18 protein-coding genes are annotated in these 21,176 nt (G+C 67.5%); 9 read left to right on the top strand and 9 right to left on the bottom strand.

Annotated features, from left to right (window positions below; translation table 11 throughout):
• Positions 1–258: 258 nt before the first annotated feature.
• Positions 259–675 (bottom strand): hypothetical protein, encoded by a 417-nt coding sequence (locus ACZ4XX_RS39265; protein ID WP_468512602.1) that lies wholly within the window; start codon positions 673–675, stop codon positions 259–261.
• A gap of 464 nt (positions 676–1,139) precedes the next feature.
• Positions 1,140–1,403 carry a hypothetical protein gene (locus ACZ4XX_RS39260; RefSeq protein ID WP_468512601.1) on the bottom strand — a complete coding sequence of 88 codons (264 nt, stop codon included), beginning with the start codon at positions 1,401–1,403 and terminating at the stop codon, positions 1,140–1,142.
• 266 nt (positions 1,404–1,669) lie between these two features.
• Between ACZ4XX_RS39260 and ACZ4XX_RS39255 the strand changes: the two genes are divergently transcribed.
• Entirely contained in the window at positions 1,670–2,647 is a 978-nt protein-coding gene (locus tag ACZ4XX_RS39255; RefSeq protein WP_468512600.1) for a hypothetical protein, read from the top strand.
• Here the strand turns inward: ACZ4XX_RS39255 and ACZ4XX_RS39250 are convergent.
• The 3 genes from ACZ4XX_RS39250 to ACZ4XX_RS39240 all read right to left on the bottom strand — a co-directional run bounded on the left by ACZ4XX_RS39250 (position 2,628) and on the right by ACZ4XX_RS39240 (position 5,637).
• Positions 2,628–4,934, bottom strand: a complete 2,307-nt coding sequence (locus tag ACZ4XX_RS39250; RefSeq protein ID WP_468512599.1) for an AbiJ-related protein — start codon at positions 4,932–4,934, stop codon at positions 2,628–2,630. The genes ACZ4XX_RS39255 and ACZ4XX_RS39250 overlap by 20 nt on opposite strands.
• 89 nt (positions 4,935–5,023) lie before the next feature.
• The gene (locus tag ACZ4XX_RS39245; protein ID WP_468512598.1) at positions 5,024–5,398 is read right to left on the bottom strand and encodes a toxin Doc; all 375 of its coding nucleotides are present in this window, start codon (positions 5,396–5,398) and stop codon (positions 5,024–5,026) included.
• The gene (locus tag ACZ4XX_RS39240) at positions 5,398–5,637 is read right to left on the bottom strand and encodes a hypothetical protein (RefSeq protein WP_468512597.1); all 240 of its coding nucleotides are present in this window, start codon (positions 5,635–5,637) and stop codon (positions 5,398–5,400) included. The genes ACZ4XX_RS39245 and ACZ4XX_RS39240 overlap by 1 nt, the downstream gene beginning before the upstream one ends.
• Positions 5,638–5,987: 350 nt before the next feature.
• Here ACZ4XX_RS39240 and ACZ4XX_RS39235 point away from each other — a divergent pair, with 350 nt between their 5' ends.
• Complete coding sequence (locus tag ACZ4XX_RS39235) at positions 5,988–7,373, top strand: AlbA family DNA-binding domain-containing protein (RefSeq protein ID WP_468512596.1); 1,386 nt, start codon at positions 5,988–5,990, stop codon at positions 7,371–7,373.
• A gap of 85 nt (positions 7,374–7,458) precedes the next feature.
• Here ACZ4XX_RS39235 and ACZ4XX_RS39230 read toward each other — a convergent pair whose 3' ends face one another.
• The 3 genes from ACZ4XX_RS39230 to ACZ4XX_RS39220 form a co-directional block, all read right to left on the bottom strand.
• The gene (locus ACZ4XX_RS39230; RefSeq protein ID WP_468512595.1) at positions 7,459–9,870 is read right to left on the bottom strand and encodes a helicase associated domain-containing protein; all 2,412 of its coding nucleotides are present in this window, start codon (positions 9,868–9,870) and stop codon (positions 7,459–7,461) included.
• Positions 9,871–10,215: 345 nt separating this feature from the next.
• Positions 10,216–11,406 carry a caspase family protein gene (locus ACZ4XX_RS39225; protein WP_468512594.1) on the bottom strand — a complete coding sequence of 397 codons (1,191 nt, stop codon included), beginning with the start codon at positions 11,404–11,406 and terminating at the stop codon, positions 10,216–10,218.
• Positions 11,403–11,813 carry an effector-associated constant component EACC1 gene (locus ACZ4XX_RS39220; RefSeq protein WP_468512603.1) on the bottom strand — a complete coding sequence of 137 codons (411 nt, stop codon included), beginning with the start codon at positions 11,811–11,813 and terminating at the stop codon, positions 11,403–11,405. The genes ACZ4XX_RS39225 and ACZ4XX_RS39220 overlap by 4 nt, the downstream gene beginning before the upstream one ends.
• 332 nt (positions 11,814–12,145) lie before the next feature.
• Here ACZ4XX_RS39220 and ACZ4XX_RS39215 point away from each other — a divergent pair, with 332 nt between their 5' ends.
• The 4 genes from ACZ4XX_RS39215 to ACZ4XX_RS39200 all read left to right on the top strand — a co-directional run bounded on the left by ACZ4XX_RS39215 (position 12,146) and on the right by ACZ4XX_RS39200 (position 16,892).
• A complete protein-coding gene (locus ACZ4XX_RS39215; RefSeq protein WP_468512593.1) occupies positions 12,146–13,168 on the top strand; it encodes an ABC-three component system protein in 1,023 nt (340 codons plus the stop codon).
• Positions 13,165–13,641 (top strand): ABC-three component system middle component 2, encoded by a 477-nt coding sequence (locus tag ACZ4XX_RS39210; protein ID WP_468512592.1) that lies wholly within the window; start codon positions 13,165–13,167, stop codon positions 13,639–13,641. Before ACZ4XX_RS39215 ends, ACZ4XX_RS39210 begins: the two co-directional genes overlap by 4 nt.
• Positions 13,634–15,493 (top strand): hypothetical protein, encoded by a 1,860-nt coding sequence (locus ACZ4XX_RS39205; RefSeq protein ID WP_468512591.1) that lies wholly within the window; start codon positions 13,634–13,636, stop codon positions 15,491–15,493. Before ACZ4XX_RS39210 ends, ACZ4XX_RS39205 begins: the two co-directional genes overlap by 8 nt.
• Before the next feature lie 325 nt (positions 15,494–15,818).
• The gene (locus tag ACZ4XX_RS39200) at positions 15,819–16,892 is read left to right on the top strand and encodes an IS110 family RNA-guided transposase (protein ID WP_468512590.1); all 1,074 of its coding nucleotides are present in this window, start codon (positions 15,819–15,821) and stop codon (positions 16,890–16,892) included.
• Here the strand turns inward: ACZ4XX_RS39200 and ACZ4XX_RS39195 are convergent.
• A complete protein-coding gene (locus ACZ4XX_RS39195) occupies positions 16,887–17,417 on the bottom strand; it encodes an SMI1/KNR4 family protein (protein WP_468512589.1) in 531 nt (176 codons plus the stop codon). The two genes, ACZ4XX_RS39200 and ACZ4XX_RS39195, sit on opposite strands and share 6 nt — an antisense overlap.
• Positions 17,418–17,577: 160 nt before the next feature.
• On the opposite strand from ACZ4XX_RS39195, the gene ACZ4XX_RS39190 reads away from it, so the two are divergent.
• The 3 genes from ACZ4XX_RS39190 to ACZ4XX_RS39180 form a co-directional block, all read left to right on the top strand.
• Positions 17,578–19,200 carry a serine/threonine protein kinase gene (locus tag ACZ4XX_RS39190; protein ID WP_468512588.1) on the top strand — a complete coding sequence of 541 codons (1,623 nt, stop codon included), beginning with the start codon at positions 17,578–17,580 and terminating at the stop codon, positions 19,198–19,200.
• 814 nt (positions 19,201–20,014) lie between these two features.
• The gene (locus tag ACZ4XX_RS39185; RefSeq protein WP_468512587.1) at positions 20,015–20,281 is read left to right on the top strand and encodes a hypothetical protein; all 267 of its coding nucleotides are present in this window, start codon (positions 20,015–20,017) and stop codon (positions 20,279–20,281) included.
• A 155-nt stretch (positions 20,282–20,436) separates the two neighbouring features.
• A partial coding sequence (locus tag ACZ4XX_RS39180; RefSeq protein ID WP_468512586.1) for a hypothetical protein occupies positions 20,437–21,176 on the top strand: 740 nt, incomplete at its 3' end.

Below are 21,176 nucleotides of genomic sequence, written 5' to 3'. Positions count from 1 at the left end.
CCCGCGGAGCGGGATATGCCCCGGCAAGCCGGGGCATAGAGCGCGAATTGCGCAAGCGCAATTCGGATTCCGGCGCAAGCGCCGGAATGGAATTCCGCAAGCGGAATTCAAAAGGCAAGATAATTCGCGCAAGCGCGAATTATCGGCACCCGCGCAAGCGCGCGTTTCCTTCGTTCCGGACTTTGGGTGAATCCGGATCTGCGGGCCGTGCCCTTCCCTATGAAGCCCTGGGCCGCTCGTGTGGGGAAGGGCACGGGGTCAGTCGCGGTGCCGGCTGGGCTTGGCAGCTTTGCCGTTCGGCTCGCGGTGGATCTCGTGTGCTACCTGACTCAGTTCGTCCGCGCCGTAGGCCGTGCGGATTCCGGAGGGGGTCATGCCGCTGGCTTCGGCGAGTGCTTCCAGGCGATAGGGGCGGGTGCCGTGGAACTCCCTTCCGTAGGCCAAGAGTCGACGGATCTCCGCATCGGCTGCGGACTTGCGGGCGCGCGCTTCTTCGAGGGCCAGGAGGAGCGGATCGATGTCGAGGCCGTCGCCAGCGGCCTCGAGGTGGTGTGCGTCGTCGATCCTGTGACGTTCTACGGCGGCACAGGCATCTGGGTAGAGGTCAGCTGGAGTGACAGCGTCCGGGGTGGGCATGGGGTTGCGAATGGCAGAGAGATCGGCAACGAGATCCATGGTTGTGATGGTCGCATTAATTTGCGTTGATCGCAAATTCTAGTTTGGGGGACTACAGCTCCGGCCACACATGGGCTCCGTGTAGGCGTGCCATCCCAGGAAGAACCAGTCCGCGAGGTCCGACAGCCTCTCGATGCAAGCGTCGTAGTACTCATGCGGCTCCGGCCGTGGAAGGGTCGGGTGACTCGTCCAGGCCGGTACCTCAGTGGCCAGATGGTAGAAGCCCTGCGCCAGCCACCTGGGGAGCGCATCAGCGTCTTGCAGACGCTCGCAGACCGTACGCGCGGCTGTCTCCAGACGTGAAAAGGCTTCGTGGTCCCAGGCAAGATCGCACCGTAGCTGCAAAAGAAAACTTCCCGGCTCGCTGCGGAACTCATGCTCCAGGGTCTTCAGCTCTTCGTCCATGACCCAGCATGCTCCCAGGCGCCGCCGGCAGTCACCGATGCCGGCGAGGTGCCCCCACGTCACCTGCGGGGTGTGTACCAGGGCACGAGGCGCAGGAGGAGGTCAAGGGTGCGGGTTGCAGCTTGGCGAGTGGCGTTGGTGGGGGCGAAGGCTGCCGCGAGAGCGAGAGTGGCGGTGATCGCGCCGAGGGTGGCGGCGAGGGCGAGCAGGAGGCGTGTGAGGTGGGCGGAGTGGAGGGCGGTGGTGATGAGGAGGCCGAAGCCGATGGTCGTGAGGACGGCTGCGGCTCGGGTACGGACGCGTGTGCGGTGGTGGGGGTTCATGGCTGTCTCCTGGTCGTCGTCGGTGCCCCGCGGTAGTGGGTGCCGACCACCAGTGAGCCAGAGGCGGATTTCCGTCCGGGCAGGTACCTCTCGGGGTTGTAATGATCGGTGTGGTACGAGGAGCGCCGAGTCCGGCTGATCAGCAGGTGGTACGTGAACTCGCGTCCCGGGGCGTGGTGGTGACGCCTAGCCGGCTGGAGAGCTGGAGGCGTGCCGGGTTACTGTCGCGTCATCGGCGACGGGGCCTCGGCCGGGGCCAAGGGTCGGTGGTGGAGGCAGTCGATCCGGTCGTGGTCGAGACCGCGGCGGCGCTTGCCCGGCATCTGCGGCAGGGACGGAACCGACGGCTGGCCGTGCTGGACTGGTTCGCCGAGGCCGGCATGCCCGTGCCCCCAGACACGGCGGTAGTGCCCGAGCCGCCGGCAGGGACGGTGCGTGAGGCGCTGGCGTGGGTGCTGGAAGGGGCGATGTCGCAGCGGCTGCTCAAGGTCGCACGGAGCGCAGCGGGGGCGGGTGACGAGGGGCAGGATGCGCTGTATGCGGTGGCGGGCCGGATGCTCGCGGCGCGGCCCTACAGTCGGCCGGTGCATCCTGCGGTGATGCGGGCGGCGTTGTTGGCAGGTGAGGATCCGCCGGATGAGCCTGGCTCCAGCGGTGTGGTGCATCTGTTCGCAGCGCTCGGGCTGGGGCCGCAGGAGGTCGGGGCAGAAGCGCTTGCCGAGGGGTTCGCCGCGGTCGGCATGTTCGATCTCACGGCCGGCGAGTGGGCGCAGATGCTGGGCGCGGCCGAGCGCGGTGAAGCGCCGCCGGTGCCGTGGGAGCTGCTCGGAGAGGTGGACAGCCTGGAGCAGGTACGTAGGGCGAGTGACGAGGAGCTGGTACGGGCTCGGGCGGTGCTGCTCGGGCTGCGGCCGTTCTACGCGATGTACATGCTGCACGGCCTGTTCATGCCCGACACCCCCGGGCTGGCCGCGCTGCGGGCACTCATCGACGGACGCGGCATGGGATTCATGCTGCGCCACCTCGCCTCGATCAGTCCGACGCCCCGTCAGTTCGCAGAAGGTCTGGTGGCATGCCTGGACCCCGTGTGGGGGGAGCTGTACGAGGCGCTGATGGAACAGCTCGCCATCGACCCGAACCTCTTCCGCCTTCCCGGCGACGACACCGGCGCCGGCGGGTTCGTGGACACCTGGACTCGCACTCTGGACGAGCAGATCAGGGCTGTCACTGCTGAGGGAGCTTGACCGCCTGCCGAATGCGAGGGTCGGCGGTCCGTTCCTCAGCGAGATGGCGGAAGTGGCTGGCCGAGTCGGGGTGCTGGCGCAGGATGCCGGCGACAGCGGCTGCGGCGTTGCCCTGGAGGCCGGCGAGCCAGGGACGGATCTTGTCCTGGGCGTTCCACTGGTCCCAGGCGCCGTCCCAGGTACACATGGTCTGCGTGGATTCCTCAAGGAGGTCCCAATGCTGCCAGGTGGCTGCCTGCGCGGCGATCTGCCAGAGCCACTCCGCAACGAGGTTGGCCTGCCCGAACTGCACGATGTGTGTGTCGTCGCCGTCCACGTGGCTGGCGAGGGCGCTCAGGACACTCCGGGCACGGCCAGGGTCTTGTGTCAGGGCCGAGTAGGCCTGCTGGGTGGGAAGCTGGGTGAGGACGTCGACGTAGAGCTCGTAGTCGCCTGGGTGGTCGGTGAGTAGCGTGAGGAGTGCTGCTGCTGCGCCTGTGACGTTGATGGTGGCCTGCTGGAGGAGGCTCGTCGCTTTCGTGTGGGGGTCCTCGGGGATCGCTGCGAGCTCGCGTTCGATCAGGGCAATGAGTTCGCTGATGCTCTGGGGCCTGCGAGAGGGGTCCTCCCGTGTGGCCTCTCTGACGATGTTGCGCCAGGGGCCAGGGGTGGGTGGGAGCAGCTCGACGTTGGCGCGGGGCTCCAGGCCGGTGAGGGCCCAGGCGATGATTCGGCCCACGCTGTAGATGTCGCTCGTGACTTCAGGCTGGTTTGCCGTGAAGATTTCAGGCGCGGTGAAGCCTTCGGTGCCGATGCCGAGGCGGGTGCGGCCGGCCTTGGTGGTCTGGCCGGGCGGGCGGCGGACGGCCCCCCAGTCGGCGAGCACCCATCGGCCGTCCAGGAAGAGGATGTTTGAGGGCTTGATGTCCCGGTGGATCCATGGGTTAGGCGGCTGGTGGGCGGCGGCCAGCACCGAAGTGAGGGCATCGATAAGGACCCTCAGGTGCTTGGGGTTCTGGAGGTGAGCTTGATGCTCCTGGGCGGTGCCGTCTGCCCACGGCATGACGAACCAGGTGAAGTTGGTGCCGTGGTCCAGGACTGGCATGGTGTGCGGGTGGCCGTCGAGCCAGCGCCCAATCTCGATCTCCCGCCTCATACGGGCTACCAGGTCGCTGTGCGGGTTCTGTCCGTGCAGCTGCTTCACCGCCACACGGGTGCCGGTCGCCTTGTGGATGGCATCGAAAACGTCGGCCATGTTGCTGCCGGGAAGGCGGAACTGGGCACGGCGGTAGTCGTCCCGGCCGCCGTTGGCCAGTGCGCGGACTGCGGCGTAGCGATCCGGTGTGCCGGGTGTGGTGGCGGGCGGGCTGGAGAGAGTCAGCGCGGAGGATGTCGGCGCCACAGCCTGCGCTGTGGAGCGGGAGACGGTCTGGCGCGCTTCGTACGTCGGGTAGCCGCTGACGATCGAGGCCGGCGTGAGTTGGTAGCCATCGGGGGCGAGGGCGTCATTGATCAGCGCCAGCAGGTATTCCACCTCGGTCGCGTCTGTCCTGACAGCGGGGTGGATCATCTCTGCCAGGAAGCGGAGCAGTATCTTGTCCGGGCCGTCGGAGAGTGCGAAGCGGGTGTCGGTGAAGACCCAGTCGTCTTCCCAGTCCTCCGGGTTGTTGAAGCGGTGCTGGACGATGTCGCCTTCAGCTGTCGCGAAGCGGGTGTCGAAACTCGGCAGCTGGTTCAGGGCATAGAGCCTGCGCAAGAAGGAGATCTCGTCCAGGCTGCCGGACCAGGTGAACGGTGCTGCCCGGAGGGCATCGAACAGACGGCGGCGCGTGACCTCCGTGATGGCTTGTGTCGCTGGGGAGATCATTCCCCTCCCCCAGCGCTGTGCGAGGGCGGCCTTGTCCGACAGGGTGCGGAGCAGGGATGTTTGCATCACCGGCTCATCATGGGCGCGGGAGTATAGGTCCTGGTCGGCAGAGGCGTCTCTCAGGGCGTGCAGGACCATGCTCTGGACGTCGGCGCCCAGATCCCAGAGTTTGTCGTAGTAGGCGTCGGACTGGCCAAGTGAGAAGAAGGATCCGTCCAGGGCGTCGAAGCGCTGTGGTACCGGTGTCCGGCTTGGTGCTGTCATGCCGAACCGGCCGATCTTAACGAGGCCGATGCTGTGGAAACCGCTGCCGTTCGCCTGAGGGTAGAACAGGTCGAAGCTCGTCTTGAAGCGGTAGTCGTCCCAGTCGTCTGTCACGAGGCACACCTCGCCTGGGCGTGGTACGGGCAGCGTGCGGGCGGGCAGGACGGTGAACTGCACGGTTCCTCCGGGATGGGCCGCGGGCCAGCGGACGGGATGTCACAGCATGACGAAACGCGGAGCCGGAACGTATCTCGGCTCAGTGGGGGTCAGATGCGCCAGGTGCGGATACGGTCGGCAGCCTGGTAGACGCTGGCCTTGCCGGCCTGGACGTCGCGGACGAGGTCGGCCATGGCTCCGTACGGGGGGTCGATGCCCTCGCCGGAAGCGTGCATGTAGGCGGCGGTGACCTGGCAGGCGAACAGGCTGTTGCGGTACGGCAGCGGCTGCAGCCGAATCAGGGTGTGCAGGAGCGCCGCGGCGCGCCAGGCCGGATCGGGGTCGGCCATGATGGGGCGCGGGATGCGGGTCTTGTGGCGGGCGACGGCGGCGACGAGAGCGGAGTAGTCGGCAACGCTGACATCCTCCGGGACGGCCTGTTCCTGGACGTCCAGGAGCCAGGGGACGTCGATGTGGAGGATCATCAGGCGGCGTCCGCCCCACGCTCCCGGGTGGCGGGCGGAACCTCGTCGGGGAAGGCCTCGTCGAACTCGGCCCGGTGCGTCTCGCCCCAGGAGGCGGCATAGCGGACGAACTGGCGGCGCTGGCGCTCACGCAGCGGCAGGTCGTGGACGTACTGCTTGAGGGACTTGCCTTCGGCGGCCGCGGCTGCACGAACCTCCTCCAGCTCCTCGTCAGTGAAGGTGACGTTCAAGGACGGCATAACCCTGATGGTACCTAGTAGGTACCTACGCGGCCAGGGGCTAGAAGGAGTGGCATCTCCACAGGTCAGAGGCCTGGTATCCGGACCTCCAGCAGGTGGCGGGCAAGGCCGACGAGCTCCTCGCCAGCCTCATCCAGGGCCGCCCAACAGCGCGCTGGCCTGAGGGAGAGATGCGCCCGGTGAGCCGCTGCCGCCCGGCGGGACCAGCTGCGCACGCACACAGCACCTTTGCCGTCTGTGCCCGGACAAGAACCAGCCGGCCCGGTACACCGTGAGCACGGTCCGAGGACGGATGGGCTGGTGTCGGTGCGCCGAATGCATGGAGCGGCGGAACAGTACATTCTTGGCGCATGACCTTCCGCTCACGTCGCCTGGAAGAGCTGTTCGGCGGGACGCTGGACGCCATCACCTACGCCGACATCGCCGCGCTTGTGGGGAACCCAGATGCGGCCGAGGCAGAGGACTTGGACTACAAGCAAGCGCACTATACGAGTGAGGCCAAGAGTCGTGAGGAGCTGGCCAAGGACGTCGCCGCATTCGCCAACCACGTCGGCGGGCTGATCATCATCGGCATGGCCGAGAACCGCGGGGTCCCCTCGAAGGTATTCGACGTGGCAGTCGACGATTCTCATCTGCGTGACCTCCAGCAGCGCATCGCGTCCTCGACCGCTCCCCCGGTCCGCTGGCACCATGTGGCCAAGGCCAACCCGGACAACCCTGGGAACGGGTTCCTGCTCATCGCTGTGCCGCGCAGTCCGCAGGCGCCCCACGCCATCACTGTGCCGCCGGTGAAGGCGGCTACTACCACGCTGAGGTATCCCCGCCGCGGGGGCAGCACGACCGAATGGCTGACAGAAACGTACGTGGCCACTGCCTACCATCAGCGTTTCGCTGACCTGTCTGGGCGTCAGGACAGGATGAAGGAGATCCAGCAAGACCTGATCGCTCAGGAGGCAGGCCGCAACGCCCCGCACCTCATCGTCACCCTGGTACCGGACGTTCCCGGTGGCTTGCTCATCAACCAGGAGTCGTTCGAGCGATACCGATGCGAGCTGCTCGAGACGCGGCCTCTCCTAGGCCAGGACACCCAGGCGTTCAGGGCAGTGCATGTCCAAGCCCGACGGCTGATGCTCCACAATCCCGACTCGCGGACGCCCAGCGACCTGGCATACGTGTTCACCGACGGATCGGGTATCTGGGCGCAGCCCCTGCCCAAGTCGTTCGAGGAAGACGAGGATCCAGAAGAACGAGTGCTGACTACGCCAGCGGATCTCGTCGTGCATCGGCTCATGTCTGCACTGGCATTCCTCGGCGCGCACGCGCGGGACAGATGCGGTTCCACCGGCACCTGCCGCATGGAAGTCGACTTGGTCGATCGCATGTACTCACACGGCTACGCTCCTCCAGAGCCCATGGTTCGGCCCGGTCGGCAGCAGCCGTCGCACCTGTATCCCTTGCATCTGGAGCAACGCCGGCCCTATCCGGATGGCGAGTTCGTGTGCCGAGTTGCTTCAGCAGAGGGCACCGGCTTCCTCGACAGCCTCGCGGATGCCGGCTCGGGCCTCATCGAGGCTGCGTCGCTGCTGGCCGATCAGCTCTTCCACTCGTTCGGAATCGCCGAGGCGTCCCCCCTCACCTCAGACGGTGCCCTCCGTCCTGAGGCCTGGAACATTCCGCTAAGGGCGGCGATCACCCAGTGGGCGGACAGACAGAGCGTGCGGCGGACAGGTCTGTAAAGGGCCACTGTCATCGGCACCAGCGGGAAAGCACTGTGTCTCTGCTCTACGGCTTGCGCCGTGAGGAGGCGCCACGCCCAAACGATCACAAGAAGGCTGGTACAGGTTCTTCACCAGTCCAGTCGTCTTCGAAGAGCACCGCGACGAGGCGCGCGTGTTCGGCATCCAGCTGACCTGTGCGCATCTTGGAGCGGGTCTTGGCGAACCAGGGGCCGATCTTGACGGTGTCGCCGTCGACGGTGATCGTCTCGCGTGCTGCGGGGCCGCGGCGTTCGCGGTGGAGGAAGAGTTCGAGGATCTGGACGGTCTGGGCGAAGGTGCGCCGCGTTGTGGGGCGGGGCGTGAGATCGCTGGTGGCGGGGGTGAGGTTCAGCGCGGCCAGGAGGCGGTGCTGACCGGGATCGAGGGTGCTCCAGGCGGTGAGCTGGCGGGCGGCCCAGCTGCCGAGGTTGATGGTGCCGGCGTGAGTGTCAGGGGTGAGGGGCTGGCCGGCCTCCACGTGGCGGCGCACCAGGTGGTATTTGCGGTGCCAGTCCGGGCCGTACGGGAGCTGCCAGTCGGCATCGATGGCCGCTAGGTCGGCGGCGCGGGCGGTCTCGAGGCGGCCGTGTGTGGCGAGGGATCGTTGTTCGGCAAGCCAGCCGCCGAGGGCGGTGGTGGCGGGGGCGGCCAGGTGGCCGTGCGCGTGGAGGTAGTCCGCGGCGGCCGTCAGGCGGGCGCGCCAGGCGGCGGCGTGTTTGTCCCAGATCATGCCGAGGGCGTCGAGTTCGGCGGTCCAGTTGGGTTCGAGGCGGCCGGCGGTTGCGGCGTCGCGCATGGTGGTGATGAAGCGGCCGAGTTCGAAGCCGGCTGGGTCGGTGAGGTCGGCGGGGACGTCGAGGTGACCGTAGGTGTCGTGGAACGCTTGGGCGGAGGCGAGGCCTTCTCGCCGGGTGCGGGTGAGGACGCCGCGGGGGTTGAACGCGATGAGGTCCATCGCTTGGGCGATGCGTTCGGGGTGGATCGTGTAGTCGAAGTGCCAGCGGTGCTGGATGAGGCGGCTGGTCTCGGTGGTGAGGCGGTTGGCCTTGTTGGGGAGGCGTTCGATGATGCGGTGGTCGTGGCTGGCGAGGGCGGTGGTGATGGCCCAGACGGGTTCGTAGGGGGTGCCGAGGATGTTGTGGGGGTCGTCGGCTGGCGGGATGTAGACGGGGACGATGAGGCTGGCGGTCTTGCCGGAGACGTCCAGGCGCAGGGCGCGGCCGAGGCCTTGGACGCAGCGGGTGATGCTGCTGGTGGGGTCGGCGAAGACGACGGCGTCGACGCTGGGGATGTCGATGCCTTCGGCGATCACTTTGGCGTTGGTGAGGATCGCACGGGGTGAGGCGGCGAAGCGGGCAAAAATGTCGGTGCGCTGGTCGGCGGTGTGGTCGCCGTGGACGTGGAAGACGTCGGGTTCGAGGCCGGGGAAGCAGTCGGGGTCGGCTGTGCGGAGGCGGCGCAGGGTGTGGGGCAGTTCGCGGGTGAAGCGGATGGAGTCTTCGACGAGGTGGAAGAAGACCAGGACCCGGCACATGGAGTGCTTGGTCATGGCGTTCAGGACGGCGAGGTGGAGGGCGGTGGTGCGCAGCGCGTCCTCGGGGCCTGTGCCAGGGGTGGTTGTGCCGGGGGCCGGGAGGTTGAGGCGGGCGCGGAGGTCGGTGTCGGTGACGGTGGGGACCACGATGCGGTAGTCCGCGGCCACCCCATCGGCGATGGCCTGTGCGAGGGGGTACTCGAAGATCTTCTTTCCGTAGACGGTCTCGTTGTCCATGCTGTTCGCCGCCGCGTCCGCGTCCGGCATGGGTGTGGTGCGAGGTTGGCGGCGGGCGGTGCTGGCGGACTCGGTGAGGTCGGGAGCGGCGAAGCTGCGTGGGGTGGCGGTCATGTAGAGGCGGCGCTCCGTATGGATCCGTGCCGCGTTGTTGATGACGGCCCACTTCTTGTCCGCCCGGCCGGCGATGCGGTGTGCCTCGTCCATGATCGCGAGATCGAACGGTGGCACGGTGTAGCGGGTGTGCTGGGTCGCTTCGATCTTGTCGAGTGAGTCGTAGGTGGAGATCACCGTCAGGGCAGGAAGCTGGTCGTCCCTCTCCCCCACGACCGACATGAGCGCAGCCAGGGCCTGGGGGCTGCTGGTAGAGCCGACCCTGCGGGCGGCGAGCGCATCGTGTGCCGTGGTGTCCATCGACGACACGATCACCATGTGCTCCAGGTGGCCGTCGCGGCGCCATGCGAGTGCGGTCTGCGCGGCCAGGTCCAGCGTCGGGACGACGGCCAAAACCAGGCGGGCGCCGAGCTCGTCCGCGGCCCGGATCGACACCAGCGTCTTACCTGTCCCCGTCGCCGCCACGTACAGCGCACGCGAACCGGGGCGACGCAGATGCTTCACCACCGCCCTCAGTCCCCGTACCTGATCCGGACGCAGCTCAGGGCGGCCAGGACGGCTGGACATGGGGTGCTCGACCGAGGTGACCATGCCGGACATCATCCCGCACTGTCCCCGGTCAGTAGGAGCGTGTGCCGTGCAACGAGGTGGCCTGTCCAGGCGCCGGAATTCGGACAGGCTTGGCCGTTCCGCACCGAAGATGGAGCGTCATCGAAAGACTGATAGGTCTGTCAGTCTGCCGCTAATAGGGGGATGTGCTGTGGCACAGCAGCGCAAGGGGTACTACCGGGCACGGCACTACGTGCAGCCGTCGTCGGCTTCTGCCAGCCGGTGGAAGAAACCGTCCACCGGCGTCATCCTGATAGCCGGTCTTCTGGCGATCGCCGGGTGGAACACGCTGTTCGGAAGCGACTCCGGCGACACGGGGCAGAGCCCTCAGCCCCGTCCCTCCGGAGCCTCTGCCCCGGCTGACCCCGGTCGGTGACGGCGGCCCCGCCATAGGGCGGAGAGCCTCCGCTGTGTCTTCCAGTGCTCAGCAGTGCCGCCCTGGGGCGTGGCGACGGGCGCGTGGTGTGTCTCGGTGGCCTTGTGACGCAGTTCCTGCCAGGTTCCGTGCCATTGCTGGATCTGGTCGTCGGGGACACTGCATGCGGCCAGGTAGACGGCTGTGGTGTTCCAGGCGGCGGGGAGTGTGTCGCGGTTGGTCAGTCTGCTGATGGCGCCTGTGGAGATACGTCCGGCGGAGCGGCGACTGACCTCCTGCTGGGTCAGTCCGCTGACTTCCCGGACCGCCGCAAGGTTCGTGAGGAAGCCGGTGATCGTGCGGATCGAGGTCGGGTCGGGCCACAGTCGGTGCTCCGGCCCTAGGTCGGCTTCGGCGGTGACGGGTGTGGTGGGAAGGTCTGCGTGGTTGCGTCCCAGTGCCACTCGGGCTCCGGTGTTGCGGTTCCTGGCCTGGGGAACAGGATGCGCCCGGGCTTCCAGGGTCAGGCGCAGGTGCCGGTAGATGGTCTCCAGGTCGAGCAGGGGCGGCCCGCCGGGGATGCCGTGGCGCAGCGTTTCAAGAAGGGCTCCGGTGAACGCTGTGTGAGCGTCGCCGACCGGGGCCAGAGCGCGACGCGTCTCGGCTGAGGCGGCGAGGAGGAAGGTGCCTTCCACTGCGGCCTGGTCGGCGAGGCCCTGGGATGCGCTCATCCGGCCGAGGGCGAGGCCGCTGTAGCAGCAGTCGAGGAGGACGATGTGCCGTTGCGCTCGGGAGTCCAGGAGGATCTGGCGCAGCCAGTCGTAGGTGAGGCTGGTCTCGACCCGGCCGGGCTGTGTGTGCGGCAGGGCCAGGGCAAGGGCGTCGTGTGGGTCGATGAGGCCGTGGCCGGCGTAGTAGACGATCAGCGTGTCGGTGGCTTCTGCTGCTGCCTGGCGCAGTGGATCCATCACGGTGGCCGGGGCGGGCGGATTCTCGACGACGGTCACGTGCTGGGCGGGCATGCGCAGGGACAGCGGACCGCGTAAGAGGTCGGCTAGGGCGGTCAGGTTGTTCGAGACGGCTGGCAGCTGTTCGAGGTGGTCGTAGCGGCTCGTACCGATGAGTACCGCCCGTGAGGCCCCGGGGTCGGGTAGGACGCTCACGTGTCGCGTTCCTCGTCTCCGGCGGCGTCCAGCGCTCTGGTTGCTCGCTCGATCTCATCGGCTGTGCAGTCGGTGAGGATGATGACCGTGTCGCCGCGGTGGATCTCTACCCGCGGTCGCTGCGGCCGGGTCTGCCGCCACGCCACCAAAGCCAGCACGAACGACGCCGCACTCCACCCGTTGCCCGTTACCAACTGCAGCACGTCAAGCGCGGAGCCCATCTCCCCCGGCCGAGGAGCGCTCCCCTGTACCTCGGTCACAGCCGTCCTGCGCACGTCCGGGTCCGAACGAAGCCAGCCCTGCAACGAACGCAGTTCCTTCGCATCCGACTGCACCCGCACCTCTAACCGCACCCAAGCCTCCTGTGTCGGAATTGCACGCCGCCTTGCTGACGACCCGGCCTCCATCGTCGTGCACCGGACCGTGCCTCGCGTCGAAATCCGCAAGATCGTCACCGGCACCGTCTGAAGAGCGGGAGGTCGGAATCCTGCCCGGAGTGGCTGATAGCAGGCGGAGAGGATGCGTAGGTGACATTGTCGGTGGTTGCTGGCTGAAGTTCCTCTGTCCATGGCGTAGTGACGGGTGGTAGGAACATCGGGGTTGGGGTTCCGTTTCATGTACGACCGGGGGGTCGATGAGCACGTCGGGGTGGTCGTCCGCGTTCCACGCTGAGCCTCTGTTTTCCGAGGTGCCGAAGCCGTCTCAGACCCCAGTGACAGTGGTCTCCCCCATGATGGCCATGCCACCCACGCTGACGCCCAAGCAGATCCTGGTGCATCACTCGGCCGATGACTGGGAGGAGTTCATCTATGAGTGGGTGATCGCGCTCAAGGAGGCCGAGTACGTGGACGTGGTACGCATGGGGGGATCCAATGACCGTGGCGCGGACATCGCTGCCTTCCTGACCCAGAAGAAGACCGACGGCCCCTGGCACTGCTTCCAGTGCAAGCACTACGACAAGGCGATCGGCGCTGCTACCGCGTACCCGGAGATCCTCAAGATTCACTCCGCGGTCGCCGAGAAGCAGTACCGGGTGCTGCCTGATCGGTACGTCTTCGTCGCCCCGAAGGTCGGCGCCTCGTTCATCCAGCTTCTGGCGAAGCCGTCGACTCTCCGCTCGGGCTTCTTCGAGTGGGCAGAGAAGAACGCGGCAAAACTCACTCAGGAATACCGCGAGGGCCCTCTGGAGCGGGCTCTGGACCTGGCCCGTCAGTCGGACTTCTCGCGCTTCGAGGCCGGCAACCTCGACAAGATCCTCGAGCAGCATGCCACGACCCCCCACCACGTCAGACGGTTCGGTTCCCCTCTGCCTGACAGGCCGGCCCGCCTCCCGGCACCCGCCGAGCATGCACCCGAGGAAGCCCGCTATATCCAGCAGCTCCTCGACGTCTACTACGAGAAGTGGGGATGTCCTCCTTCTTCACCGGACGCGGCACATGCGCACCCGAAGGCGGGCCGGAACCTTCAGAGACAACGAGAGGCCTTCTACCGCGCCGAGCAGCTGCGCATCCTCGCTCGTGACAGCGTCCCTCCCGGCACGTTCGAGTCCTTGCAGAACTCCGTGTACAGCGGTGTCGCGGAAGTCGAAGAGGACGACTTCGACACCGGGTATGACCGGCTCAAAGCTGTGCTCGCTGCCGCCAGGACCATGCAGCTGGGCACCAACGTGCTGCTGCAGGTGGTGGATCCGGACGACCGCAAGGGCATCTGCCACCAGCTCGCCAACGACGACCGGCTCACGTGGGTCCAGGAGGAGCTGTGAATCCCCTGAACAGTCCTCTCGAGGTCGGCATGCGCACGCTGGTCCTGCTCACGGCGGCGTTTCCCGAGCCGTTGGACGTGGCCCGGCTGGTGTATCTGGATCACGTCATGCTGCACAGCGGGGAGCTGGACGGTCCGCCCAGCCTCCATCCCTCGCTGCCGGCCGGACCGGGTGAGCTGGCGATGAGGCGGCACTTGATCGAGCAAGGCCTGATCGTGCTGATTCGGGCCGGGCTCGCCGATGTGGAGCCCACCGCGGACGGCCTGCTGTACCGGGCGAGCGAGGAAGGTCCTGGGTTCGTCGACATCCTCGAAGCGCCCTATGTCGGTGCGCTGAAGGACAGAGCGGCATGGGTGATCGCCGCCCAGTCGACGCCCCAGCTGGATGTCCGAGCTGCGACACGGGCCATCACTGCCCGGTGGGCCCGCACTTTCGACTCCCAACTGCCTGCCCCGGGAAGTGACCATGCCTAGCATCCGGCTTCTGCACCTGACTTTCGCCGGCGCCGATCGCGAGAAGGCACAGGTCGTCTTCGACCCGCGGCTGACCGTGATCTACGGTGCCTCGGACACTGGTAAGTCGTTCGTCACCGAAGCGATCGACTACATGCTGGGGGCGCGAAAGCTCAGCCTCATTCCCGAGGCCGAGGGGTACTCACAGATCCTCCTCGGCCTGGCCCTGCCCGACAGCAGTGTCATCACGCTCATGCGCGGCCCTCAGGCAAGCCGGATCCATGTCTTCGACGAGGATGTTCGGGACCTGGTCTACCGGGCGCCGGACCTCGAGCTGAGTGTGAGCGCCAGGGGCTCGAAGAACATCTCCCGCTATCTGCTGGAGAAGCTCGGGCTCGAGGGCACGCTGATCGCGACGAACGACACCGGCGGCACCAAGCTGGTGGGGTTCCGTGATCTGCTGCACCTGTGTCTGATCAGCGAGACGCGGATGGTGTCGAAGGTGCCGCCGGTCCTGCGTTCCACGGGCACCAGCGGGCAGACCGCGCTCAAGTCGGTTCTGAAGCTGCTGCTGGCCGGCCAGGGAGAGCCGGTGACCGATGCCCGGCCGAACGCGGCACAGCGGCGGCTGCAGAAGGGCAAGATCGGGCTGCTGGACGAACTGATCCTCGACCTGCAGCGCCAGCTCGATCCGCACGGAGGGAACGAGGGCGAGCTGGCGGCGCAGCTGCACCGGCTGCTCGCCCACCAGGACACCGTTGCGCATTCCCTGCGCGAGATCACCCTGCGGCATACGGCCGCCGCAGGGCGCCGGGCGGATGTTGCCATCATGCTCGGCCAATACGACCAGCGTCTGGCGGAGATCGACGACCTTCTCGGACGGTTCGGGCTCCTGCGCAGCCAGTACGAGTCCGACCTTGCTCGGCTGGCCATGGTCGGTGAGGCAGGCAACCTCCTGGGGTACTTCCGCACCGGGGCGTGTGTCTTCTGTGGTGCCGATCCAGAGCACCAGACGGCAGAGCACGATCAGGAGACGACCGCCCTGCACGCCGCGGTCGCAGCCGAGGATGGCAAAACCCGTCATCTGCTGTCCGACCTGCGTCTGACCATCGAAGATCTCCAGGGCCAACGCGAGGACGTCGCCGGACAGCGTGAGAACTGCGCTGCCCAGGCCGAGCAAGCCGATCTCGAGATCGCCCGCATCACAGAAGAGCTAATCCCCGTCGAGCATCTGGCCTCGGAAGCGATGGCTGCTCGTTCTCGCGTCGAGAAGGAGCTCGGACTCCACCAGCGGATCCAGGAGCTTCAGGAAGTCCACGACCAACTGGTCGCCGACGGTGCTGTCCCCGGCGGGCGCCCTACAGGCAGCATCCCCGCCGGCACCGTCGCGGCGTTCGACCGTGCCATCGAGCGGTCCCTTCAGGCCTGGCATGTCCAGCTCCACAGCGTGTCCTACGACCAGTACACCGCGGAACTGTTCGTGGGCGACCGTGGCCGCGCCGGTCACGGCAAGGGCATGCGGGCGGTTCTTCACGCCGCGTTCGCCGTCGGTTTGGCCGACTACTGCCTCGGCGAGGAGCACCTCCATCCCGGGTTCATCATCCTCGACTCCCCTCTGGTCACCTACCGGCAGCCTGTCGCCGCGCGGCGCACCGACGACGTGAACTTGCCTGACAGTGTCAGCGACTACTTCTACCGCGACCTGTTCCACCGGTTCACCGGCCAGGCGATCGTCGTGGAGAACACCGACCCGCCCGCCGACATCGCCGAGGAAGCGCAGGTGTACATGTTCAGCCGCGACCTCGATGACCACCAGTTCGGGTTCTTCCCCGTCGAGGCAGCGGCTGCGGGCGGCGACGTGGGCGAGGCCTGAACCCGCCACTGCCCAAGCTGCGGCACCTGAGCAGGGGCCTGCCTCTGCCGTGCACCGGGTGTGCCTCGATAACACGGCAGTGGAAGGCCATCGGGTCTGACAGTGAGGATGTCCCTGGGTCGTTCGGGGGTCTGACTCCGGGTCTGACTGACGTTTCGGCTGTCCGTCTGTTGAATTGTCGGCCGCCGGGCGGCGCCACCGCGTGTGCTCGCGGGTGTCCGTGACCTCATAGGAGCTTGGCCACCAGCCTCATCACTGTCTTGTCCGTCGGCCCGGGCAGTACACGCTGATCCGGTACCCATACGGAAGGACAGCGGAGCCGAGCATGACAGCGCCCGAGATAGCGGTGATCGGCGGAATCGACACTCACACGGACATCCACCAGGCCGCAGTGATCGACTCGGTCGGCCGCCACCTGGACCCGCAACCGTTCGAAACAAACTCGTCCGGCTACGAACAGTTGCTGGCCTGGCTGCGTGCCCAGGGCGACGTCATCGCGGTCGGAATGGAGGGCACCGGCGCCTACGGCGCCGAACTCGCCCGGTTCCTCACGGCCAGCGGCATCACGGTCGTCGAGGTCGACCGCCCGGACCGAAAGGCTAAGCGGGCCCACGGCAAGTCCGACCCGATCGACGCCTACGCGGCGGCCACCGCCGTCCTGTCCGGTCGCGCGAGCGGAACCCCGAAGAGTCGGGACGGGATCGTGGAAGCGATCCGCGCGCTGCGTGTGGTCCGCAAGAGCGCGGTCAAGGCCCGGACGGAGACCATCAACCAGATCCGCGCTCTGATGGTCACCGCTCCCTCCGCTCTGCGGGACAAGCTGCCTGGGCTGCCTACCGGCGTGCTGATCGACACCCTCGGCCGGTTCCGGCCCACCGGTGATCTCACGGACCCGGCCTGCGCGGCCAAGACGGCACTTCGCCGCCTCGCCCGGCGCTACCAGGCCCTTCAGCAGGAGATCAAAGAGGCCGACGCGGACCTGGCTCCCCTCGTGACCCGGGCGGCACCCAGCCTCGTCGCACTGCCCGGGGTGGGCACGGAGACAGCTGGCCAGCTGCTGATCACCGCGGGAGACAACCCCGACCGGCTCCGGTCCGAAGCGTCTTTCGCGCACCTGTGCGGGGCCGCCCCGATCCCCGCCTCGTCCTGCCGGACCCACCGTCACCGCATCAACCGCGGCGGGGACCGCAACGCCAACAGTGCCCTCTACACCATCGTTCTGGTCCGCATGCGGCACGATCCTCGAACCCGGGACTACGTCGCCAGACGCACCATCGAGGGCATGTCCACCAAGGACATCATGCGGTGCCTCAAGAGGTTCGTCGCCCGCGAGGTCTACAGACACCTCACGAGCACGGGCATCCTGAACCCGGCAGGCTCGGGCGGAGCCAGATCATGACGCCGGCCGGCTGCTGTCCGCGGCATCGAGGTCGAGCGACGCGGCCGAAGTCAGCCGTTCGACGAACCTCTGGAAGTCCGCAGCCAGCAAAAGCTCCGTGCCGTCGTCGACGTCGATCCACGTCACGGACGGCTCCCCGCGCTTCCCGCATGCTCGGTAGTCGAGAGCGATCCAGCAGTGACCATCACCGGAGAGCAGAACCAGAGGGGACGGAAGACCCCACTCCTCAACCAGGTAACCCGAGTCCAGCAAGGACGACTGGCCATGGTGACGGCCGATGCCCCTCATATCGTCGAGCGGAACGTGGTTCTCGCTCCACGACGTCGGCGCATCCGTCGGGAACGCGTTCCACCGCTCCGCCACCACGCCGCCGTTCTGGACCCCCAGGATCTCCAGCAACGAGGCCGGCAGGCGGACACCGAGCTGGCGCTCGGCATGCTGAACGACCGCGTCGGTCAGCGAAGGCTGAACCCCATACAGGCCCTCGCCCCAGAACATCGCCTTCACCTCATCAAACCGAGCCACAAACGCATCCTATGGACTCCACAGCACGGCTTGACGATCTATAGGAGCTTCATCAAGGCAGGGAGAGCACGGTTCGCTGCCTGCGTGCACTCGGATGGATTTCTGTTCGGGGGTGGCACGTAAGATCCATCGCCAGATGCCCGCCTGAGAGGGAGCCCACGTGACTGCCCGCATCCTCCCCGCACTTCCCGGAGACCCGGCTCGTGTCGGCCCGTACCGGATAGTGGGCCGTCTGGGTATCGGAGGGATGGGTACCGTCCATGCCGCCTTGGACATCAACGGCAATCGCCTCGCAGTGAAGGTCGTCCATCCCTATCAGACCGGCGACGAGGAGTTCCGTGCCCGGTTCCGTCGTGAGGTAGCCCTGACCAGCAGGGTGAGCGGGCCGTGTCTCGTGCCAGTGGTGGCAGCGGACTGCGATGCTGAGCGTCCGTGGCTCGCCACGCCCTACATACCGGGGCCCACCCTTCAGCAGCACATCGTCGCGCACGGCCCTCTCCAGGGCGTGATGCTGCACGCGCTGGCCGCCGGCACCGCCGCCGCCTTGGCGTCGGTCCACGAGGCTGGTGTGATCCACCGTGACATCAAGCCGGGCAACGTGATCCTCTCCCCCGCCGGTCCGCGTCTGCTCGACTTCGGTATCGCGCACGCCTTCGACGGGACCTCGGTCACCCGTACCGGCATGCTGACCGGGACCCCGGGCTGGATCAGTCCGGAGCAGTACCGCACTGGCAGCGTCGGCCCTGAATCCGACATCTTCGCCTGGGGCGCGCTTGTCACCTACGCCGGAACCGGCCGCCACCCGTTCGGGACCGGTGCCCCAGACACGGTGGCCTTCCGTGTGATGTCGCAGGACCCCGACCTCACCGGTCTACCCGAGAACCTCGCCCGCACCGTGACGAACGCAATGTCGAAGGAAGCAAGCGGCCGGCCTTCCGCACAGTCTCTGAGGGAAGAATGCATCGAGCTCCTCGGGCATCAGAGCACCCACGTTCTGCCGCAGCAAAATCCGGCACACACGCTGGTCGACGGTCTGGTCACCGACCACTGGAGCCTGCCGCCCCTGCATGCAGACATCTGGCCAACACCCCGGCCCAGTGGCCGGGCCCGCAGATATAGCCTCATCGCCGCTACAGCAGTCAGTGTCCTGAGCATCGCTGCCGCGGCCGTCTACGCGTCCGCGGCCCAGGAGCGGCAGGCGCCGTCGGCCACCGCGACGCCCGCCGGCACATCCGCTTCGCCGTCCCAATCCCCTTCTTCGACTGCCACTGCTACTCCCGCTGCCAGTTCTGCACCGCCGGCTAGTACCGGACCTGCGGTCGTCGCGGTCAGCACCCCCACCGTCGCCACGCCGACGGCCGAGCCTCAGCCGGCGTACACACGCAGCGACTACGCCGAGCCCACCCTCGGGGAATGGTCGGCCGCTCGTGACGCCATGACAGCCTCCGAACGGGGCATCGCCACCGCCGTCAATGAGGAGCTCAGGGCATTCCTCCGCGACGAATGGGGACTGTCCGACGGTGTGCAGGTGACGTTCAACCCTGAGGCCCAGACCATGTTCCTCACCGCTGGTCCCTCAGTGACAGCGTGGGAGAACGGCGGCGACTACATCGACCTTGCGCGCAGCATGATGTTCACCGGCTGCTCCCGCGGCAACGACAAACTGCGCACCGACATCAGCTGGCCCTACGGACGGGTGGTCGTCGTCTACCGGGAATCCATGGCGAATCCCGTGATCGCCAGCTACCGCGAAGTCACCAACGGTATGAACTGCCGAGTCTGACAGCCTTGTGGACGCCGCCGAAATTCCCCACCCCCTCAGTGTCCCGGAATGGACCATGGGGATCGCGGAGTAGCGCCGTCGTCCCCATGGGAATGCCAGACCTCCCCGGCCGCCCGATAGCAAGCCGATTCAGGGGCGGGGCTGTCAGTCAAGAATGAGCGCCAGCTCATCGCCTGGGCGATGCCGAAGGCGTCCTTGACGGCTCGGCTCGGCCCGCACACTTCGAGATCGGGCGGCCCCTCAGTCGGCACCGTCGTGTCGAGGCTGGCACGTGGGGACGGAGGAGGCCGAGATGGGGAATTGCGTGAAGGCTGACAGCCGGGGCGGCGCAGGTGCCGCCCGCGCGGTCCCGGCCCGCGGTCTGGTCGGGGGACAAAGAGCGCACAGGCTCATGGGACATGGCGTTCTTCGTGGTGGCGGCACTCACCGGTCGATCATCGCCCACCGCACAGCAGCTGCGGCCGAACGCGACGGGCCGCGCTACGGCCACGCCTGGGGCCGGTGCCGGTCGGACGTGACGCTATTGCTGTTCTTGAACGGAATGGAGAGGGCCATGCCTGGGGGGTGCGGTGCGCTGGAGGCGTGACCGGCCGGTGAAAAAAGTCGGCCTGCGGCCTGCGGCAATGGGCGCGTGGGCGGTGTACGTCCCCTTCAAGGCCGTTCGTACGCGGGTGGATTGAGGGGTGGCCGGGCTGCCACCATCGGCGCATCGTGGCAGCGGGCACAGCCCCCCGCCCGGCGGGAGCGGCTCCCGGTCAGTTGCTCTTTATGCGTGCGGTCCGTCGTCCATTCCCCTCTCTTCTGGAGGTCCTTGATGTCCATCGCCCCCAGCCCCGAGCCATCCTCGGGTACCACTCCGCTCGGCGACATCCCCGAGCGGCCGGCCGACGGCGTGCACAACCGGCGCGCTCCCGCCGAAGCGGCCGTCGTGATCGCCGTGGTCACGGCCGTCACCGTCCTGGCCGTCGCCCATCGTCCCCTTCCGACCGCTCTGCTCGCGCTCTGCGCGGCCGCTGGCGCGCTGCTGATCCGGCTGCCCGCCGTGTGTCTGCTCGGACGTTGCGGCGGAGGCCCCGGGTGACCCCCTCCGCATTGTCCGGCAGGCCTTCCGTGGAGCTCCGGGCGCTAACCGACTACTTGATGACGCTCAAGGGACAGCGGACCTACCGGGCACTGGCGCACCGGTGCGGCAGCAACCCCAGCGCCTCGACTCTGTGCAGGGCAGTGGACGGGCGCATGCCGGGCGAGAGCGTCGTGGCCGCCTTCGCTCGTGCGGGCGGTGGTGACCCGGCGGAAGCTGTCCGGCTCCTGGACGCGGCCAGTAAGGCCGAAGCGGACCGGCTTGCGGCCGCCGTGCCCGTCCGGAGGCCGCACGTTCCGGGTCCGGTCAGCACCCTCAGAGGGCTGGCCCGGGCGATGCTCCGCGTGAAGGACGATGCCGGACTGTCGGCGCGTGCCCTGGACAGACAGACCAAAGGTGTCGTGCCGCGCAGCACACTGACCCTGGTCTTGCGCGGCAAGAGGCTTCCCTCGGCCCGGCTCCTGGACACCTTCCTGACCGCCTGCGATACCCGCCCGGAAGTCGTCCACCACCTGAATACCGCCCGTGACCGGCTCGACCCGCGGCCCACGAAGCCCCGGGCTGCCCGCCATGATCTGCAGCCGGCCGTGTATCCGTGCTTCGATGCCGACCCCCGCCACACCGCGCGCCTCGACGGCGAGGAGGACGATCGCGCCTTCCGTGCCCGGCGGGGTCTTCCCCTTTCGCGGGAACTGGACGAGCACGATGAGCAGCTGTACGGAGAGCTGCGGGACGAGGAGAGAAGGAGGAAGGCGGAAGGGAGGGAGGCAGACCGGCGCATAGTCGCCTGGGTCGACGGTCTTAGAGGTCGTTTTCGTCCAATGTTTCATCCCGAGATGGGATGCTCTGTGACTTTCTTCGGGTCGCGCCAGGAGATGGTGTTCTCACTGGTGAG

The organism is Streptomyces sp. NPDC029956 (assembly GCF_055574655.1).
Note: the sequence above shows the minus strand (reverse complement) of the source record. Positions and strands in the feature narration are given on the sequence as shown.

What these genes read in the sequence shown, in the direction of transcription:
- ACZ4XX_RS39265 (WP_468512602.1), bottom strand. Translation starts at nt 675, where the DNA reads ATGGATCTCGTTGCCGATCTCTCTGCCATTCGCAACCCCATGCCCACC.
- ACZ4XX_RS39260 (WP_468512601.1), bottom strand. Translation starts at nt 1,403, where the DNA reads ATGAACCCCCACCACCGCACACGCGTCCGTACCCGAGCCGCAGCCGTC.
- ACZ4XX_RS39245 (WP_468512598.1), bottom strand. Translation starts at nt 5,398, where the DNA reads ATGATCCTCCACATCGACGTCCCCTGGCTCCTGGACGTCCAGGAACAG.
- ACZ4XX_RS39240 (WP_468512597.1), bottom strand. Translation starts at nt 5,637, where the DNA reads ATGCCGTCCTTGAACGTCACCTTCACTGACGAGGAGCTGGAGGAGGTT.
- ACZ4XX_RS39235 (WP_468512596.1), top strand. Translation starts at nt 5,988, where the DNA reads ATGACCTTCCGCTCACGTCGCCTGGAAGAGCTGTTCGGCGGGACGCTG.
- ACZ4XX_RS39230 (WP_468512595.1), bottom strand. Translation starts at nt 9,870, where the DNA reads ATGGTCACCTCGGTCGAGCACCCCATGTCCAGCCGTCCTGGCCGCCCT.
- ACZ4XX_RS39220 (WP_468512603.1), bottom strand. Translation starts at nt 11,813, where the DNA reads ATGGAGGCCGGGTCGTCAGCAAGGCGGCGTGCAATTCCGACACAGGAG.
- ACZ4XX_RS39215 (WP_468512593.1), top strand. Translation starts at nt 12,146, where the DNA reads ATGCCACCCACGCTGACGCCCAAGCAGATCCTGGTGCATCACTCGGCC.
- ACZ4XX_RS39205 (WP_468512591.1), top strand. Translation starts at nt 13,634, where the DNA reads ATGCCTAGCATCCGGCTTCTGCACCTGACTTTCGCCGGCGCCGATCGC.
- ACZ4XX_RS39200 (WP_468512590.1), top strand. Translation starts at nt 15,819, where the DNA reads ATGACAGCGCCCGAGATAGCGGTGATCGGCGGAATCGACACTCACACG.
- ACZ4XX_RS39185 (WP_468512587.1), top strand. Translation starts at nt 20,015, where the DNA reads ATGTCCATCGCCCCCAGCCCCGAGCCATCCTCGGGTACCACTCCGCTC.